Source organism: Anaeromyxobacter soli (assembly GCF_022808855.1).
Taxonomy (GTDB): domain Bacteria; phylum Myxococcota; class Myxococcia; order Myxococcales; family Anaeromyxobacteraceae; genus Anaeromyxobacter; species Anaeromyxobacter soli.
Genome location: NZ_JAKZLF010000004.1, coordinates 120280 through 134653, shown reverse-complemented (window position 1 = coordinate 134653; position 14374 = coordinate 120280). Strand labels below are relative to the sequence as shown.

The following is a 14374-nucleotide window of genomic DNA, read 5'->3' as shown; positions in this document are numbered from 1 at the left end:
GCATCGAAGTGTGGCAAGCCGGTCTGACACCGCCTCGCCGGACTGCCGCGGCGCCGCTACTGCGGGAAGACCCCCGGCGCGACGTCGGCGTAGCCCTCGCCGTCGAGCGCCCGCAGGAACGCGACGAGCGCGGAGAGCTCGGCCCGCGTCATCGGCACCGGCACGATGCGCTCCGAGAGCCACGGGTTCGCGAACCCGCCGCGCCAGTAGTGCAGCACGGCCTCCTCCAGCGTCGCCATCGACCCGTCGTGCATGTAGGGCGCGTGCCTCGAGCAGTCGCGCAGGGTGGGTGTCTTGAACGCACCCACGTCCTTCACGTCGCGGGTGACCTCGTAGCGGCCCTTGTCCGCGAAGCCCTCGAGGAGCGGCTGGACCGCGTCCGCGGGCGGGCGCCAGCCGACGCCGAGGTTGTGGAACTGCGAGTCGGAGAGGTTCGGGCCGAGGTGGCACTGCGCGCACTGCGCGCGGCCGAAGAAGAGCTCCATCCCGCGCCGCGCCTCCGGCGAGAGCGCCGCCTCGTCCCCGGCGGCGAAGCGGTCGTAGGCGGAGTTCCCCGAGAGCCGCGTGGCCTCGTAGGCGGCGATCGCCTCGCTCACGCGCGCGACGTCGATGCGCGGATCGCCGAACGCCTCGCGGAAGTACGGCGCGTAGCCGGGGACGCGCGAGACGGTGAGCACCACGTGGTCGAGCGTGTTGCCCATCTCGACCGGGTTCGCGAGCGGCCCCTGCGCCTGCTCCGCCAGGGTCGCGGCCCGCCCGTCCCAGAAGTAGCGCGGGTACACGGGCCACGCGGCGTTCAGGATCGGCGGCGACTTGCGGCGGCCCTGCTGGCCGCGGATGCCGGTCGAGACCGCGGTGGGCTCCGAGAACGCGTGCTCCGGCCGGTGGCAGGTGGCGCAGGAGATCGTGCCGTCCGCGCTGAGGCGCCGGTCGTAGAAGAGCCAGCGCCCGAGCCGGACCTTCTGCGGGGTGACCCACGGCACCGTCGAGAAGTCCGCCGGGCTCCCGAGCGGAGGCGCCGGCAGCGGCCGGACCGGGTTGTCGGCCTCCCACGCGGGCGGCGATCCCGGCGCGGCGGCGGGCCGGACGTCGGCGGAGCGGCACGCGGAGAGCGCCAGGGCGAGGAGCGTGAGCGAGGCGAGGAGGGCGCGGTTCATCGGAGCCCCTACGAAAAGGCCCGCCCGCCCCGCGGTCAAGCAGAACGCCGTCGCATCCCCGTGCAGAGCCGCCCGCCGTGCACCCGCCCGCCCGCTCGCGGCGAACCGCTCCTCGACTCCGGGGCTCTCACGAGCGATGAACGCCCGAGCCATCGCGCGCGCCCACTGGCGGACCGCCGGTGGCGCGGCCGTGGGCGCCGCGGCAGGCGCCGCGTACGCCTACTTCATCGGCTGCAACACCGGGACGTGCCCGCTCACCTCGAGCGTCTGGACGGCCGCGCTCTTCTTCGGCTTCGCGGGCGGCGTGGTCGGGCTCCCCGGCCGGCGCGCAGGCAGCGACCGGGCCGACGCGTCCGCGCGCGAGCAGGGCCCCGGTGGCCCCGCCTAGGTGCGCGGCACCCCGGGGACTCTAGCGCCGTTCAGCCGGCGCGAGCCCCGACACCTCGGCGGGCGGAGCCCGCGTCCCGGCGCGCTCGCCACCGAGCAGCGCTCGCAGCGCGTGCCGCGCCGGGCGCTCGAGCGAGCGCGACACGATGATCGACACGGCGATCGCGAACCCCGCGAACCCGAGCACGAACGCGGCGCTCGGTGCCGCGCCCGGATCCTCCGGTACGAGCCGGCGCGCCCACCGCCAGAGCGGCTCCTGCAGCGCGTACAGCGCGAAGCTCGCGTCGCCGAGGGAGCGTGCCGCGGGCGACGCGAGGACGCGCGCCGGGCCGCTCCCGCCGGCCGCGAGCCCCAGCAGCGCGATCGCGAAGAGCGGCACCGCCAGCCCGTTGTGCACGAGCACGTAGGGCGCGCCGCCCCACGCGAGGAGGACGATCACGGCGCCGAGCGCAGCGGCGGCCGCCGCGCCCCCGAGCCGCCCGAGGCCCACCCCGCGGTGGTGGAGCAGGCCGAGCGCGACGCCGACGCCGAACTCGCCGGCGCGAGCGACGGGGTGGAACTTCAGCGCCTCCAGCCAGAGCGGCTCCTCCCAGGTGAGCGTGGCCGGCTCGACCTGACCGTCGGGCCGCAGCGCGAGGTAGAGGAGCGGGAAGGCGAGGCTCGCCGTCCAGGCGCCGAGCGCCGCGAGCGCGAGGCCGCGGCGCGACAGGCGCGAGAGCCGCGCCGCCACGAACGGGAACGCCGCGTAGAACGCCGCCACGACCGAGGTGGACCAGCCCGGCGGGTTCCAGAGCCGGGCGATGGGGGTCGCCCAGGCCTGCGCGAGCAGGAGGCACGCCGTCGCGACCGTCGCCGCCTTGGCGAGCGCCACGGGGCCGCCCCCCTGCCAGCGCTCGAGCGCGAACGGCGCGATGAGCAGGAACGCGAGCAGGTAGGCGGGGTAGAGCCGGGCGAAGCGCGCCACGTAGAACGTCCGCCGCTCGGCGGGCGCCATCGGCAGCGGATGGGCCCAGGCGAGCACGAATCCCGAGAGCACGTAGAAGAGCCCGACCCAGACGTGTCCGCCGACCCGGACGCGCTCCACCCACGCCGGGAGCCCCGCCACGAGCGGGGCGCCATAGTGGTAGAGGAGGATGCCGAGAGCCGCGGCGAAGCGGAGCCCGGTCAGGGGAGCGAGCCGGTCGCGCCGCGAGGCCTGCACGACCCGCAAGATGGGACCGTTCAGCCGGGGGCGGCAGCGCCGCGCGCGGGGGGTCCCGAGGGGAGCGCCGCGCCGGGGGGCTGATCTCGTCTCGGCTGGGGCTGGGCGAGCCATCCCAGACGCCGATGCCATCGCACGTCCGTGCGCGACCCGGCCGACGCGGGACGGCGTACGGCGGCGCGGCCCGTCGCGAGGGTGCGTACCGGCTTGGGGAAAAGGAGAGGGCCGGGGTCTCCCCCGGCCCTCGTCAGGCGCGCGCGAGGACGCGCGTCAAGGATGGCAGGCGGCGCAGTTCCAGCCCTGCACGCGAGCGTCGGCCACGACCGTGTGCGACAGGTCGGCGCCGATGATGACCTCGTTCACGTCGCGCACCCCGTTCACGTGCGTGTCCTTGTCCACGGAGGTGTTGGTGTAGCCGACGTGACACTCCGCGCAGGTCACCTTCGCGGCGTGGGTCGCGTGGTAGCCCGACGCCGGCGGGATGCCGTGGCAGGAGTCGCAGGAGGTGAGCGCCTGCGTCCAGCGAGGCGACGTCGCGGTGCCGCCCGCGAGCGTCGCGCCGTGGCAGTAGACGCTGCAGGTCTGCGTCCCCTTCGTGAACGCGGGCGTGGCGCCGCCGGCAGAGGCGAGCGGGAGGAACTCGAACGTCACCTCCGCCTTGCCCGTCAGGTGGTCGAGGCTGCCTCCCACCGGATGGCAGGTCTGGCACTGGAAGCCGTTCGAGAGGACGCTGCCGTTCCCGAGGTGCTTCTGGTGCGCGCCGACGCCGGGGTCGGTGGTGGCGGTGGCGCCGGCGACGCTTCCGGGCGGCGCGGCCTCGGCGAGGCGGTCGAGCGTGAAGGCCGTGTCACGCGTGCCGTGACAGAACGTGCAGTTCGACTGCCACCTCGCGAAGCCGATCACGCCGTGGCACCCGTTGCAGGACACCTGCGCGAAGCCGCCGTCGTAGCTCGCGCCGTGGCACTCGGCGCAGCGGCGGATGTCGCGGATCGCGTCGCTGCTGTGCTCCGCGAGGTAGTTCGCGGGGTGCCCGAAGCTCACGTCGGCCGGGTCGACCCGCCCGTTCTGGTGCGCGCCGCCGGGGATGATGTCGCTGTTCGCGTCGACCGTCTGCGGGTGGCAGACGAAGCAGCTCTGGGACTGGGGGTGCGGCGCGGGCGGCGGGAAGCCGTGGCACGCGGCACACGTCCCGGCGGTCGCGCCCTCCTCGCGGGCCTCGAGCGTCCGGGCGTCGTCGCAAGCGGCGAGCATGATGCCGCTCGCGGTGAGGGCGAGCAGGGCGAAGCGCGGGTTGACCATGTGTGTCGAACCTCGGGAGAGCGAGTCGCGGGCGCGATTGGCCCGGCGGATTGCCGGAGGATGCCGCGGGCGCGGACGAACCTCGTTGACCGCGCGCAAGAGTATACGCCGATGTACCCAGACGGCGTCGCTCTTCCGTGTCGCGTGCTCACGGGACCGCCGCGCCCTGGATTCACCCCGGGGCGCGGCGGTCCGTTCACCTGCCGAGGACTACCAGCTCTTCTGACCGTGACATCCCGTGGCGAGGCTCGAGCAGGAGCGCGAGGCGGAGGACCAGGTTCCCTTGACCGAGACCGTGCCCCAGGTTCCCCCGAACTGGACCTCCTTCGTGCCGTTCACGTGGAGCGCCGGGGCCGTGATCGCCCTCGCCGCGTCCACCACGCTCGCGTGGCAGTTGGCGCACTGGAGTCCCAAGCCGCCGACGTGGAACGTGTGCTTTCCGGTATCGGGCGGGCTGCCGTGACAGGAGGTGCAGGTCATCGGCGTCGTGCTCGTCCAGCTCGTCGTGGCGACCGTGCCGCCGCTGAAGTTGCCGTGGCAGTACGTGGACGCGCAGCTCGCGCTCGTCGCGCTCGCCCGCGAGTACACGGGCGTCTTGCCGCCCGTCTTCGCGAGCGCGCCGAACTGAACCTCGGCGACGCCGTCACCGTCCACGTGCGCCGCGTCGGTCCGGACGTCGCTCCCCACCCGCGAGGGGTGGCACGCCTCGCAGGCCACCGGGCTCGAGAGCGTCGCCCCCACGTGCGCGTCGTGGGCGCCGACCGAGACGTTCGTGACGAGGGAGAGCCCGTGGGTGTCCACGGGGGGCGACGCGCGTCCGCTCGCGCGGTCGCCGTGACAGAAGGTGCACTCCGTCGCCCAGCCCGCGTGGCCGGCGGCGGCGTGGCACGCGGTGCAGGAGATGCCGCTCGTCCCGCCCGCGTAGTCCGCGCCGTGGCAGGCGGCGCAGCCGGCGAGCCCCGTCATCGCGGCCTGCCCGTGCCGGGCCGGATCGCTCCAGCCGGTCGGATGCATCCCGCCCGCCTCGATCTCGCCGTCGAGGTGGAGCTTCGCCTCGCGGTTGAGCTCGCCCGTCGCGAGGACGGTGCCCGGATGGCAGACGGAGCAGTCCTGCTTCGAGGGATCGTGCGGCGCGGAGGCCGGCGGGTGACCGTGGCAGCTCGTGCAGTCGAGCGTCACGTCCGCCGTCCAGGCCGGCGAGGGCGCCGCCCCGTGGCACGCGTTGGTGCAGGTGCCGCTCGCCGGGTCGTACGACGGCGTCGCGCCCCGCGCGCTGGCGAGCGGTCCCCAGGCGAAGTCCACGGTCTGGTTCGAGTGCGCGGCGCTGGTCGTCACCGGGTGGCACTCGGCGCAGGCGATGGGATCACGGAACGTGGAGCCCTGCAGGTGGGCGAGGTGGGCGCCGGTCGCCGGCGCGGCCTTCACGAGCGGTGAGTCCGTCACGCGCGTCGCGTCGCCGTGGCAGGTCGTGCAGCCCTCGCCCGAGCCGGGCTGGCCGTCGACGGGGCGGGCCGCGCCGTCGCAGCCGGTGGCGGCGAGAACGGCGAGGGCGACGCAGAGGATCAGGCGCTTCGGGTGGGCCATCGACTCTCCGGGCGGCGAGGCGCGCAGGACGACGGTCCGGACGCGCGGGGAGCTTCACTGCTAGCAACCGTTGTGCCCCGAAGGGGTGAGGCGTTGTGGGCGCTCAGGAGGTCGCAGATGTCGCACCCTCCTCGTGACGGGCACGTACGCTCGTTCTGGTCGCGAGCTGTCCACCGAGGTGCGCCAGGCGAGCGTGCGCCCGCGCGCAGGCTCCGCGCGAGGTGGAGCCCTCACGCAACCCTTGCGTGCAGCGCCGGGGTCCAGCGCCGAGGTCCATTTGGCCGCATGTCGCCGGCTACCCCGCTGGCGTACACTCGCCCTTCACCCTATCGGAGGCACGCCGTGACTCAGACGGAACGGCTGGCCCGCCGCGACGAGCTGCGGGCCGAGATCGCCAAGCACGAGGGCATGCTCGCCGCGCTGCGCGCGGAAGAGGCCAAGCTCCTCGACGAGTGCGATCACAACTACGCGGACGGCCGGCACGCCACGACCGGCGCGCGGGTGAAGATCTGCGCCATCTGCGGCCGCGTGCTGCCGACGCGCGACGACAAGCTCTGGGGCTAGGCCCGCGGCGTCCCGAGCGCGACGGCCGGCGTTCTGCTAGAACGACCGGCCTCGCCGGAGGACCGCATGGCCACCATGAAGCCGTTCCGGGCGCTGCGCCCGCCCGCCGATCTCGCCGCCCGCGTCGCCTCGCCCCCCTACGACGTCGTCTCGACGCGGGAGGCGCGCGCGCTCGCGAAGGGCAACCCCGACAGCTACCTGCGCGTCTCGCGCCCCGAGATCGACCTGCCCGAGGGCACGGACGAGCACGCGGACGCGGTGTACGCGAAGGGCGCCGAGAACCTCGCGGAGCTCGTCCAGCGCGGCGTGCTGCGCGCCGATCCCGAGCCGCGCTTCTACGTGTACGCGCAGCGGATGGGCGCGCACCGGCAGACCGGCCTCGTCGCCTGCGCCTCCGTCGAGGAGTACGACCGGGACGTCATCAAGAAGCACGAGAAGACGCGCGCGGACAAGGAGGACGACCGCGTCCGCCACATCGACACGCTCTCCGCGCACGACGAGCCGGTGTTCCTCACCTACCGGGCCGCGCCGGAGATCGACAGCGCGATCGAGGAGGTGAAGCGCGCCGCGCCCGAGGTGGACCTCGTGACGCCGGACGGCGTGGGCCACCAGCTCTGGGTCGTGCCCGCCGCCATCGGGGCGCGCCTCGAGGCGCTCTTCGCGGGCGTGCCGGCGCTCTACGTCGCCGACGGCCACCACCGCTCCGCCGCCGCCTCGCGCGTCCACGCGAAGCGCGCTGGTCAGCCCGGCGAGCACGGCGCCTTCCTCGCCGTCGTGTTCCCCCACGACCAGATGCAGATCCTCGCCTACAACCGGCTCGTGCGGGACCCGCGCGGCCGGACCGCGGGCGAGCTGCTCGGCGAGATCGGCAAGGTGATGGACGTCTCGCCGGCGAGCGACCCGCGGCCGCCCGGCCCGCTCGCCTTCGGCATCTACGCGGCGGGCCGCTGGTACCTCGCCCGTGTGCGGCCGGGCTCGTACCCGGCGCAGGACCCCGTCGCCTCGCTGGACTGCGCGATCGCGCAGGACCAGATCCTGGCGCCCATCTTCGGCATCGCCGACCCCCGCACCTCGAAGGACGTCGACTTCGTCGGCGGCATCCGCGGCCACGAGGAGCTCGAGCGGCGCGTGAAGGAGGAGGGCTGGTCGCTCGCGCTGCACCTCTTCCCCACGCGCATCGAGCAGCTCATCGCGGTGTCCGACGCCGGCAAGCTCATGCCGCCGAAGAGCACCTGGTTCGAGCCGAAGCTGAGGTCGGGGCTGTTCGTGCACCGGTTCTAGCCGTCCTCTTCTCGCCGTCGAGCCCGCCCCTCGCGGGGGCGTTGACGTCGGACGATCGTTCTCAATATTCTGAACGCACGATGCCGGCGGCGACTCCCGAGACAGTGCAGCGCTTCGTCGAGGCCTGGGGCGCGATGGGCTCGCTCTGGGGCATCAACCGGTCGGTGGCGCGCGTGCACGCGCTGCTCATGGCGACCGAGGAGCCCCTCGCGCTCGAGGAGATCGCCGAGCGGCTCCAGATCTCCAAGGGCAACGCCTCGATGTCGCTGCGCGAGCTGCGGACGTTCGGCGTGGTGCGGCAGGTCGAGGTGGCCGGCGAACGCAGGGACTTCTACGTCACCGAGCCGGACGTCTGGCTCATGTTCTTCCGCATCCTGAAGGAGCGAAAGCGGCGGGAGTTCGATCCGGCCCTGGAGGCGATCCACGCGCTCGTGGACGCGCCGGGCGCGACCGGTGCGGTCCGCGGTCGGCTCGAGCAGATGGCGGACCTCCTCACCACCGTGGAGGGCGTCGTGAACCGGTTCCTCCAGGACCCGCAGTCGTCCCGCTCGGCCCTGGCGTTCATCGCCGGGATGCCGTTCGGCCGAAGGCAGAACGGGAAGGGGTAGCTCGGGCCGCCTCGCGGGCGCGGAAGGGAATCGGCGTACCCACGACGTTCATAAAATTCTGAACCTTGATGGTCGATGAGGAGGAAAGCCCATGAGCCGCCCACACGTCCACGCGATCACCGGCGCCTTCGGCTACAGCGGGAGGGAGATCGCGCGGCTCCTCCTCGCGCGCGGCGAGCGCGTGAGGACGCTCACCGGGCACCCGGACCGCCCCGATCCCTTCGGCGGACGCGTCGAGGTGGAGCCCTTCCGCTTCGACGATCCGTCCAGGATGCGCGAGGCGCTCGCGGGCGTGAGGGTCCTCTACAACACCTACTGGGTCCGCTTCGATCACGGCGCGTCGACGTTCGCGCGGGCGGTCGAGAACAGCCGCGCGCTCTTCCGCGCGGCGGCGGAGGCCGGCGTCGAGCGCGTCGTCCACGTCTCCATCACGAACCCCGCGTCGGGCTCGCCCCTGCCGTACTTCCGCGGCAAGGCCGAAGTCGAGCGGGCGCTCCGCGAGTCGGGGCTCTCCCACGCCATCCTTCGCCCCGCGGTGTTCTTCGGCGGCAGGGACGTGCTCATCAACAACATCGCGTGGCTGCTGCGACGGCTCCCCGTGTTCGGGGTGGCGCGCGGTGCCTACGGCATCCAGCCGGTGCACGTCGAGGACGTGGCGCGGCTCGCCGTGGAGCAGGGAGAGCGCGGCGGGGACGTGGTCCTCGACGCGGTCGGCCCCGAGGTGTTCGCGTTCGACGAGCTCGTCCGGCTCGTCCGCGCGGCCGTACGTTCGCGGGCCGCGATCGTGCCGGTCCCGCGGTGGCTGCTCCTCGGCGCGGCCCGCGCGCTCCGCGCGCCGCTCGGCGACGTCGTGCTCACGAAGGACGAGGTCGAGGGGCTCACCGCGAACCTGCTCGTCTCCGGCGGGCCGCCCACCGCCGTCACGAGCTTCACGGAGTGGCTCGCCGCGCACGCGGACGGGCTCGGGATCGAGTGGGCGTCCGAGCTCGGCAGGCACTACCGGTGAGCGAATCGACCGGCGTGCGGCAGGGAGAGGGGAGGAGAGGATGACTTCTGCGTCGATGTTCTCGATCGAGGTGCTGACGGCACTGCTCTGCAGCGTGGGCATCACCGCGGTGCTCACGCGCCCGCTGCGCGCCGTGCTCACCGACGTGTGCGGGACGCCCGAGCGCGCGGGGTTCTGGGTCCGCTATGCGAACGTGATGCTGTTCCTCGCGCCGCTCGTGGGGATCGTGGTGTTCGGACGGTCCGGCTCCCTCGCTGAACCGACCCTGGGTTTCTACAAGGCGGCGCTCGGCTCGGCGCTGTCCGGCGCATTCGTCGCGCTCGCGGCGATCGGCCTGCAGGTCTCGCGGTTCCTCCCGCGGCGCAACGACGGCGCACCGCCCGCGGGGTGACGGCCGCGGGACCCGCCGCTTCGTCGTTTCCCCGCCTGGCCTCGCGCCGCACGCGCTCGGGGCGACCCGCGCGCCTTCGACGCGCCTCGGTCGCGGCTCGAGCCGCGGGTCTCGTCAGAGGAGGAGCCGCAGCAGCATCCCGACCGTCGTGGTGTAGCCGGCGGCGGAGCGCTTCACGCGGCCCTGCGCGTCGAGGAAGTAGTACGTCGGGAACGAGTCGACGCGAAAGGCGCGCAGCGCCCCGTCGTCCGCGAGGAGCACGGGGAGCTCGACGCCCTGCTCGCGCACGTAGGCCCGTACGTCGGCGAGGTCCTCGTAGGCCGCCGCGATCGTGACGACGCGGGCGCGAGCGCCGGCGAGGCGGCTCACCCAGGACAGGTTGCCGGAGGCGGCCTTGCAGACCGGGCACCACGGCGCCCAGAAGGCCACGAGGACCGGCTTGCCGCGCAGGGAGTCGAGCGCGACGCGCTCCCCGGTGAGCGACGGGAGGACGATCGAAGGCGCGGTTCCGCGCTCGAGGTGGCCGCGCGTCTGCCACGCTCCCACGAGCAGCACGGCCGCGAGCACGAAGGCGAGATCGACGGCCCACCTCGCAGCGCGGGTCCCGCGGAGGCGCCGGTAGGCGCCCGCGAGGCGCGAGGCTGCTGGGTCTGGAGAGCTCATGCGCCGGTGGGAGCCGCGGCGGGCGGGAGGGATGCGCCGCGCCTCATGCGGTCAGGCCGCGCAGCGCCGCGAGCAGCTCCTCCACGCCGAACGGCTTCGGCAGGAACGCGTCGAACTCGATCCCCTGCCGCATCCGCGAGGAGGTGTGGCCGCTCGACATGACGATGCGCACGCCGGCGAGGCGTGGGTTTTCGCGGATCCGGGCGACGAGCTCGCGCCCGTCCATGCCGGGCATGACGAGATCGAGGAGCACGATGGCGGGAGGCGGCCCTTCGGCGAGCGTCTCGAGCGCGCGCGCGCCGTCCTCGGCCAGCGTGACGAGGTAGCCCTCGAGCTCGAGGCACTCCTGCAGGTTCTCGCGCAGGGCGGCGCTGTCGTCGACGACGAGGATCCTGGCTGGCTCGGGGCTCATCCGCTCGCCCGGTTGGATAACGCTCGCCCCCGCGAGGGGCAAGCTCGACGAGGTCCCAGGATCGCGGGGCTCACCCCGCCGGGCGAGCGCCGGCTACGGGGCGTTTCGCCGGACGATGCTCGCGTTGAGGACGAGCGCGAAGCCGGACCAGCCGAGGTACGGCAGCATCAGCACCGCGGCGGCCCGGTCGACGCGGCGCGCCTTCCAGGCGTACGCGCCGACGACCGGGAGGAGCGCGGCGAGCACCCCCAGCGCCGCGCGCGGCCGGCGCGCGCCGAAGAAGACCGGCGACCATGCCCCGTTCAGCGCGAGCTGCGCGCTCCACAGCGCGAGGGCGCGGCGGCGGACGGGCGACCTGCTCCGCCACACGCGGTACCCGGACGTCGCCATGAGCGCGTAGAGCGCGGTCCAGACCGGCGGGAAGGCGGCAGAGGGCGGCTGGTACCGCGGCTTCTCGAGGCGCCGGTACCAACGGCTCTGCACGGAGCGCCGCGTCGCTGCCGCGCCGAGCGCCGACACCGCTGCGGTCGCGCCGGCGAAGGTCCCGAAGGCGAGGAGCCGCGCGCCGGGGCCCGGCGGGGTGAGGTGGCGGATGTCGAGCTCGGTCATGCCTCGAACGTGCGCACGCGGGCGTCGCCGCGGCTGCGCCCGCTTGCGCGCGCCCGTTCGCCGGGCTACGAATGGCGCGCGCCGCTCGCGCGGCGCGTCCATGCTCGCCTAGCTCCGGAACCCGAGGCCTCTCTCCTCCCCGCGACGCGGTCACCCCCGCGCGCCCCGGTCCCTCCTGGAGCACGATCATGCCCTCCGTCCGCCTCGAGCGGCTCTCGTTCGCCTACGCGGACTCGAGCCCCATCCTCTCCGACGTCGATCTGCTGCTGCCGTCCGGCTTCACCGCCCTCGTGGGCGAGAACGGCGCGGGGAAGTCCACGCTGCTCGCGCTCCTCGCCGGCGCGCTCGCGCCGGGCCAGGGCCGCGTGCGCGCGGACCCGGAGGGTGCGCTCGTCGCGCTCTGCCCGCAGGAGGTGCACCTGCCGGGCGAGGCGGTCCTCGCGCTCGCCGGGCGCGACGACGGCGAGTCCCGCCGGCTGCGCGCGTCGCTCGCGCTGGCCCCGGAGGAGCTCGGGCGCTGGGGATCGCTCTCGCCCGGCGAGCGCAAGCGCTGGCAGGTCGCCGGTGCCCTCGCGGCGGAGCCCGACGTGCTGCTCCTCGACGAGCCGACGAACCACGCGGACGCGGACGCCCGCGCGCTCCTCGTCGCGGCGCTCCGGCGCTTCCGCGGAGTGGGCGTGGTCGTCTCGCACGATCGCGCGCTCCTCGAGGCGATCGCGCCGCGCACGCTCCGGCTCCACCGCGGCGAGGCGCGGCTGTGGCCGCTCCCGTACGGCGCGGCGCGCGCAGGGTGGGAGGAGGAGCTCCGCGCGGCCTGGGACCGCCGCGGCGCGGCGCAGGAGGCGGCGCGGAGGGGCGCGCGGAAGCTCGACGAGGCGCGCCGGGAGCGCGAGGCGGCGGAGCGCGCGATGAGCGGGAGAGGGCGCGATCCGAAGGATCGCGACGCGCGCACGCTCGGCGCGAAGACGCGGCGCGCGTGGGCGGAGGACGGGCTCGGCGCCCACGTGAACCGGCTCCGCTCGGCGGCGGAGCGCGCGGACGCGGCCGTCCCGGACGCGCCGGGCGCCGCGGTGCTCGGCGGGGCGATCTCCCTCGGGTTCGAGCGAGCGCCGCGCCCGGTGCTCCTCGCGCTCGACGCGGACGTCGTGCGGGCCGGGCCCGCGCCCGTGCTGCGCGACGTGCACGTGCGGCTCCGGCGCGAGGCGCGCGTTCGCGTCGAAGGGCCGAACGGCGCCGGCAAGACGACGCTCGTCGAGGCGCTCCTCACCGGCTCGACGCTCCCGCCGGAGAAGCTCCTCCACCTGCCGCAGGAGCTCCCTCCCGGCGCGCGGGCGCGCCTCCTCGAGGAGGTCCGCGCGCTCGCGCCGGAGCCGAAGGGGAGGGTGCTCTCGCTCGTCGCCGCGCTCGGGAGCGACCCGGCGCGGCTCCTCGCGTCGCGCGATCCGTCGCCGGGCGAGGCGCGCAAGCTCCTCCTCGCGCTCGGGCTCGGGCGGCACGCCTGGGCGCTCGTGCTCGACGAGCCGACCAACCACCTCGACCTGCCCACCGTGGAGCGGCTCGAGGCCGCGCTCGAGGCGTACCCGGGCGCCATCCTGCTCGTCACGCACGACGACGCGTTCGCGGCGCGCGTGCTGGGCGAGCGCGCCGGCGCGCCGGGCGCGGACGCGCGAGCGGAGCGGTGGCGCATCGCGGGAGGACGGGTCGCGCCGGAGTAGCGCGCCGGGGAGGGGCCGCTCAGGCGCGGCGGCAGAGCGCCTCGAGGTAGCGCGACCGCACCTGCTCGGTCGCGAGGAGGCGCTTCGCGGGAGGGAGTCGGAGGACCACGCCGAGGAGCGCGGCGAGGGCCCGGTGGCTGAAGAGCACCCGGTCGTCGAAGACGAGCTCCTGCAGCTTGCCGCGCTCGATTGCCATGAGGACCGCGCGGTGCGCGCCGTTGAGCGGCGTGAGCCGCCGGCGGGCGCGCGGGCGCAGCGCGATGGCCCCGGGAGTGCAGGCGCGGACGCACACGCCGCAGCCGAGGCAGCGCTCCTCGTCGAGCCGCGCCACCGTCCGCTTCGGGTGGCGCGCGTCGTTCGCCGACACCGCCGAGAGCGCCTCCACCGGGCAGGCGCGGACGCATTTCTCGCAGCCGTTGCAGGCCCGCTCGTCCACGGCCGGGAGGAACGCGGTCGTGTGGATGGGGTGCATCACCGCGAACTTCCGCGCTGCGATCATCGCCTCGCAGCAGCAGCCGCAGCAGTTGCAGATGAAGTTCACCGACTCGCGCACGTTCTCGCCGAACTGCACGAGGCCGCGGTCGCGGGCCTGCTGGAGGAGGTCGAGCCCCTCCGCCACGTCCACGGCCCGGGCGTGGCCGTGCCGGACGAGCGAGGCCGCGGAGACGTTGAACGTCATGCAGATGTCCTGCGGCGCGTCGCAGGCGCGGCCGAGGTGCTGCATCTTGTGGCGGCAGTAACAGAGGCCGACGGCGCGGTGCCTCGCGGTCCGGATCACCTCGCTCGCGCGCTCGTAGTCGAGCACGTGCAGGGCGTCGTCCTCCGCGACCGCCTCCTCGTTCACGAACGTCCGCCCGAGCTGCGTCTCGCCGCCGGCGAACAGCGCCCGGACGAAGTCCTCCTCCACGTTGAGGTACTGGTAGAAGAGCTCCGCGAGCGCCTTCTGGTCCAGGTCGCCCCGCACGCGCATCATCGAGAACTCGAAGAACCCCGCCATCGGCGGGGGCAGCACGTAGCGGAAGCCGTCCTTGCCCTCGATGTCCACGAGCAGCGCGCGCGCCGCGAGCGCCTCGAGGACCTTGCGCGCCTCCGCCTCGGTGGTCTTCCAGACGGCCGCGGCCTTCGCCACGGTGAACGGCTTCAGGGGGAGGACGGACACGAGCTCCGCCTCCCGCTCGCTGAACAGGAGCCTCAGGATCTCGAAGAGGCTCCGAGAGGGCGGCGCCCCCTGCGGGGAGCGGTTCAGCCGCTCCGTGAGGCGCTCGTAGACGGATCGCGATGCGTGGTGGGCCATGGGCTCTGGTCTCCGGTCTCTCGCGCCGTGCCTGCCGGGGCAGCACAGCAGAATCGCGGCTCCTCCGGAGCGCTCGAACGGGGGTCGCGACGTTTGGCGCATCGCGTCGGGCCGATTCCGGGGAGGTTCTCGCGCGGGAGGACCTGGCGCCCGGCGGTCCGCCCGTTAATCGAGAGGCGCCGCGCGTGGCCCGTGCGCCCTAC

General features: G+C 74.6%; 15 protein-coding genes. 7 read left to right on the top strand and 8 right to left on the bottom strand.

The window, feature by feature from the left end:
* Window positions 1-56: 56 nt before the first annotated feature.
* Window positions 57-1157 carry a cytochrome-c peroxidase gene (locus tag MLV88_RS04915; RefSeq protein ID WP_242337436.1) on the bottom strand — a complete coding sequence of 367 codons (1101 nt, stop codon included), beginning with the start codon at window positions 1155-1157 and terminating at the stop codon, window positions 57-59.
* Window positions 1158-1293: 136 nt separating this feature from the next.
* On the opposite strand from MLV88_RS04915, the gene MLV88_RS04910 reads away from it, so the two are divergent.
* Window positions 1294-1545 (top strand): DUF6132 family protein, encoded by a 252-nt coding sequence (locus MLV88_RS04910; protein ID WP_242337438.1) that lies wholly within the window; start codon window positions 1294-1296, stop codon window positions 1543-1545.
* A 21-nt stretch (window positions 1546-1566) separates the two neighbouring features.
* Here the strand turns inward: MLV88_RS04910 and MLV88_RS04905 are convergent, their stop codons facing one another.
* The 3 genes from MLV88_RS04905 to MLV88_RS04895 form a co-directional block, all read right to left on the bottom strand.
* Complete coding sequence (locus tag MLV88_RS04905; protein ID WP_242337483.1) at window positions 1567-2745, bottom strand: acyltransferase family protein; 1179 nt, start codon at window positions 2743-2745, stop codon at window positions 1567-1569.
* A 270-nt stretch (window positions 2746-3015) separates the two neighbouring features.
* Window positions 3016-4044 (bottom strand): CxxxxCH/CxxCH domain c-type cytochrome, encoded by a 1029-nt coding sequence (locus MLV88_RS04900; RefSeq protein WP_242337440.1) that lies wholly within the window; start codon window positions 4042-4044, stop codon window positions 3016-3018.
* Window positions 4045-4254: 210 nt separating this feature from the next.
* Window positions 4255-5628 carry a CxxxxCH/CxxCH domain c-type cytochrome gene (locus tag MLV88_RS04895; protein WP_242354838.1) on the bottom strand — a complete coding sequence of 458 codons (1374 nt, stop codon included), beginning with the start codon at window positions 5626-5628 and terminating at the stop codon, window positions 4255-4257.
* A gap of 342 nt (window positions 5629-5970) precedes the next feature.
* On the opposite strand from MLV88_RS04895, the gene MLV88_RS04890 reads away from it, so the two are divergent.
* The 5 genes from MLV88_RS04890 to MLV88_RS04870 all read left to right on the top strand — a co-directional run bounded on the left by MLV88_RS04890 (window position 5971) and on the right by MLV88_RS04870 (window position 9478).
* Window positions 5971-6192, top strand: a complete 222-nt coding sequence (locus MLV88_RS04890; RefSeq protein WP_242337444.1) for a hypothetical protein — start codon at window positions 5971-5973, stop codon at window positions 6190-6192.
* Between the two features lie 66 nt (window positions 6193-6258).
* Entirely contained in the window at window positions 6259-7473 is a 1215-nt protein-coding gene (locus MLV88_RS04885) for a DUF1015 domain-containing protein (RefSeq protein ID WP_242354836.1), read from the top strand.
* A gap of 80 nt (window positions 7474-7553) precedes the next feature.
* A complete protein-coding gene (locus MLV88_RS04880; RefSeq protein WP_242337448.1) occupies window positions 7554-8081 on the top strand; it encodes a GbsR/MarR family transcriptional regulator in 528 nt (175 codons plus the stop codon).
* Between the two features lie 91 nt (window positions 8082-8172).
* On the top strand, window positions 8173-9087 hold the full coding sequence (locus tag MLV88_RS04875; protein ID WP_242354834.1) for an SDR family oxidoreductase: 915 nt from the start codon (window positions 8173-8175) through the stop codon (window positions 9085-9087).
* Window positions 9088-9127: 40 nt separating this feature from the next.
* Window positions 9128-9478 (top strand): hypothetical protein, encoded by a 351-nt coding sequence (locus MLV88_RS04870; RefSeq protein ID WP_242337452.1) that lies wholly within the window; start codon window positions 9128-9130, stop codon window positions 9476-9478.
* Window positions 9479-9592: 114 nt separating this feature from the next.
* On the opposite strand, the gene MLV88_RS04865 is transcribed toward MLV88_RS04870, so the two are convergent.
* The 3 genes from MLV88_RS04865 to MLV88_RS04855 form a co-directional block, all read right to left on the bottom strand.
* Window positions 9593-10141 carry a TlpA disulfide reductase family protein gene (locus MLV88_RS04865; protein WP_242354832.1) on the bottom strand — a complete coding sequence of 183 codons (549 nt, stop codon included), beginning with the start codon at window positions 10139-10141 and terminating at the stop codon, window positions 9593-9595.
* Window positions 10142-10184: 43 nt separating this feature from the next.
* Window positions 10185-10553: a response regulator gene (locus MLV88_RS04860; protein WP_242337455.1), complete on the bottom strand. Its 369-nt coding sequence runs from the start codon at window positions 10551-10553 to the stop codon at window positions 10185-10187.
* 93 nt (window positions 10554-10646) lie between these two features.
* Complete coding sequence (locus tag MLV88_RS04855; protein ID WP_242360252.1) at window positions 10647-11162, bottom strand: TspO/MBR family protein; 516 nt, start codon at window positions 11160-11162, stop codon at window positions 10647-10649.
* A 188-nt stretch (window positions 11163-11350) separates the two neighbouring features.
* Between MLV88_RS04855 and MLV88_RS04850 the strand changes: the two genes are divergently transcribed.
* Window positions 11351-12877, top strand: a complete 1527-nt coding sequence (locus tag MLV88_RS04850) for an ATP-binding cassette domain-containing protein (RefSeq protein ID WP_242354824.1) — start codon at window positions 11351-11353, stop codon at window positions 12875-12877.
* A 19-nt stretch (window positions 12878-12896) separates the two neighbouring features.
* On the opposite strand, the gene MLV88_RS04845 is transcribed toward MLV88_RS04850, so the two are convergent.
* The gene (locus tag MLV88_RS04845) at window positions 12897-14171 is read right to left on the bottom strand and encodes a 4Fe-4S dicluster domain-containing protein (RefSeq protein WP_242337461.1); all 1275 of its coding nucleotides are present in this window, start codon (window positions 14169-14171) and stop codon (window positions 12897-12899) included.
* Window positions 14172-14374 lie beyond the last annotated feature (203 nt).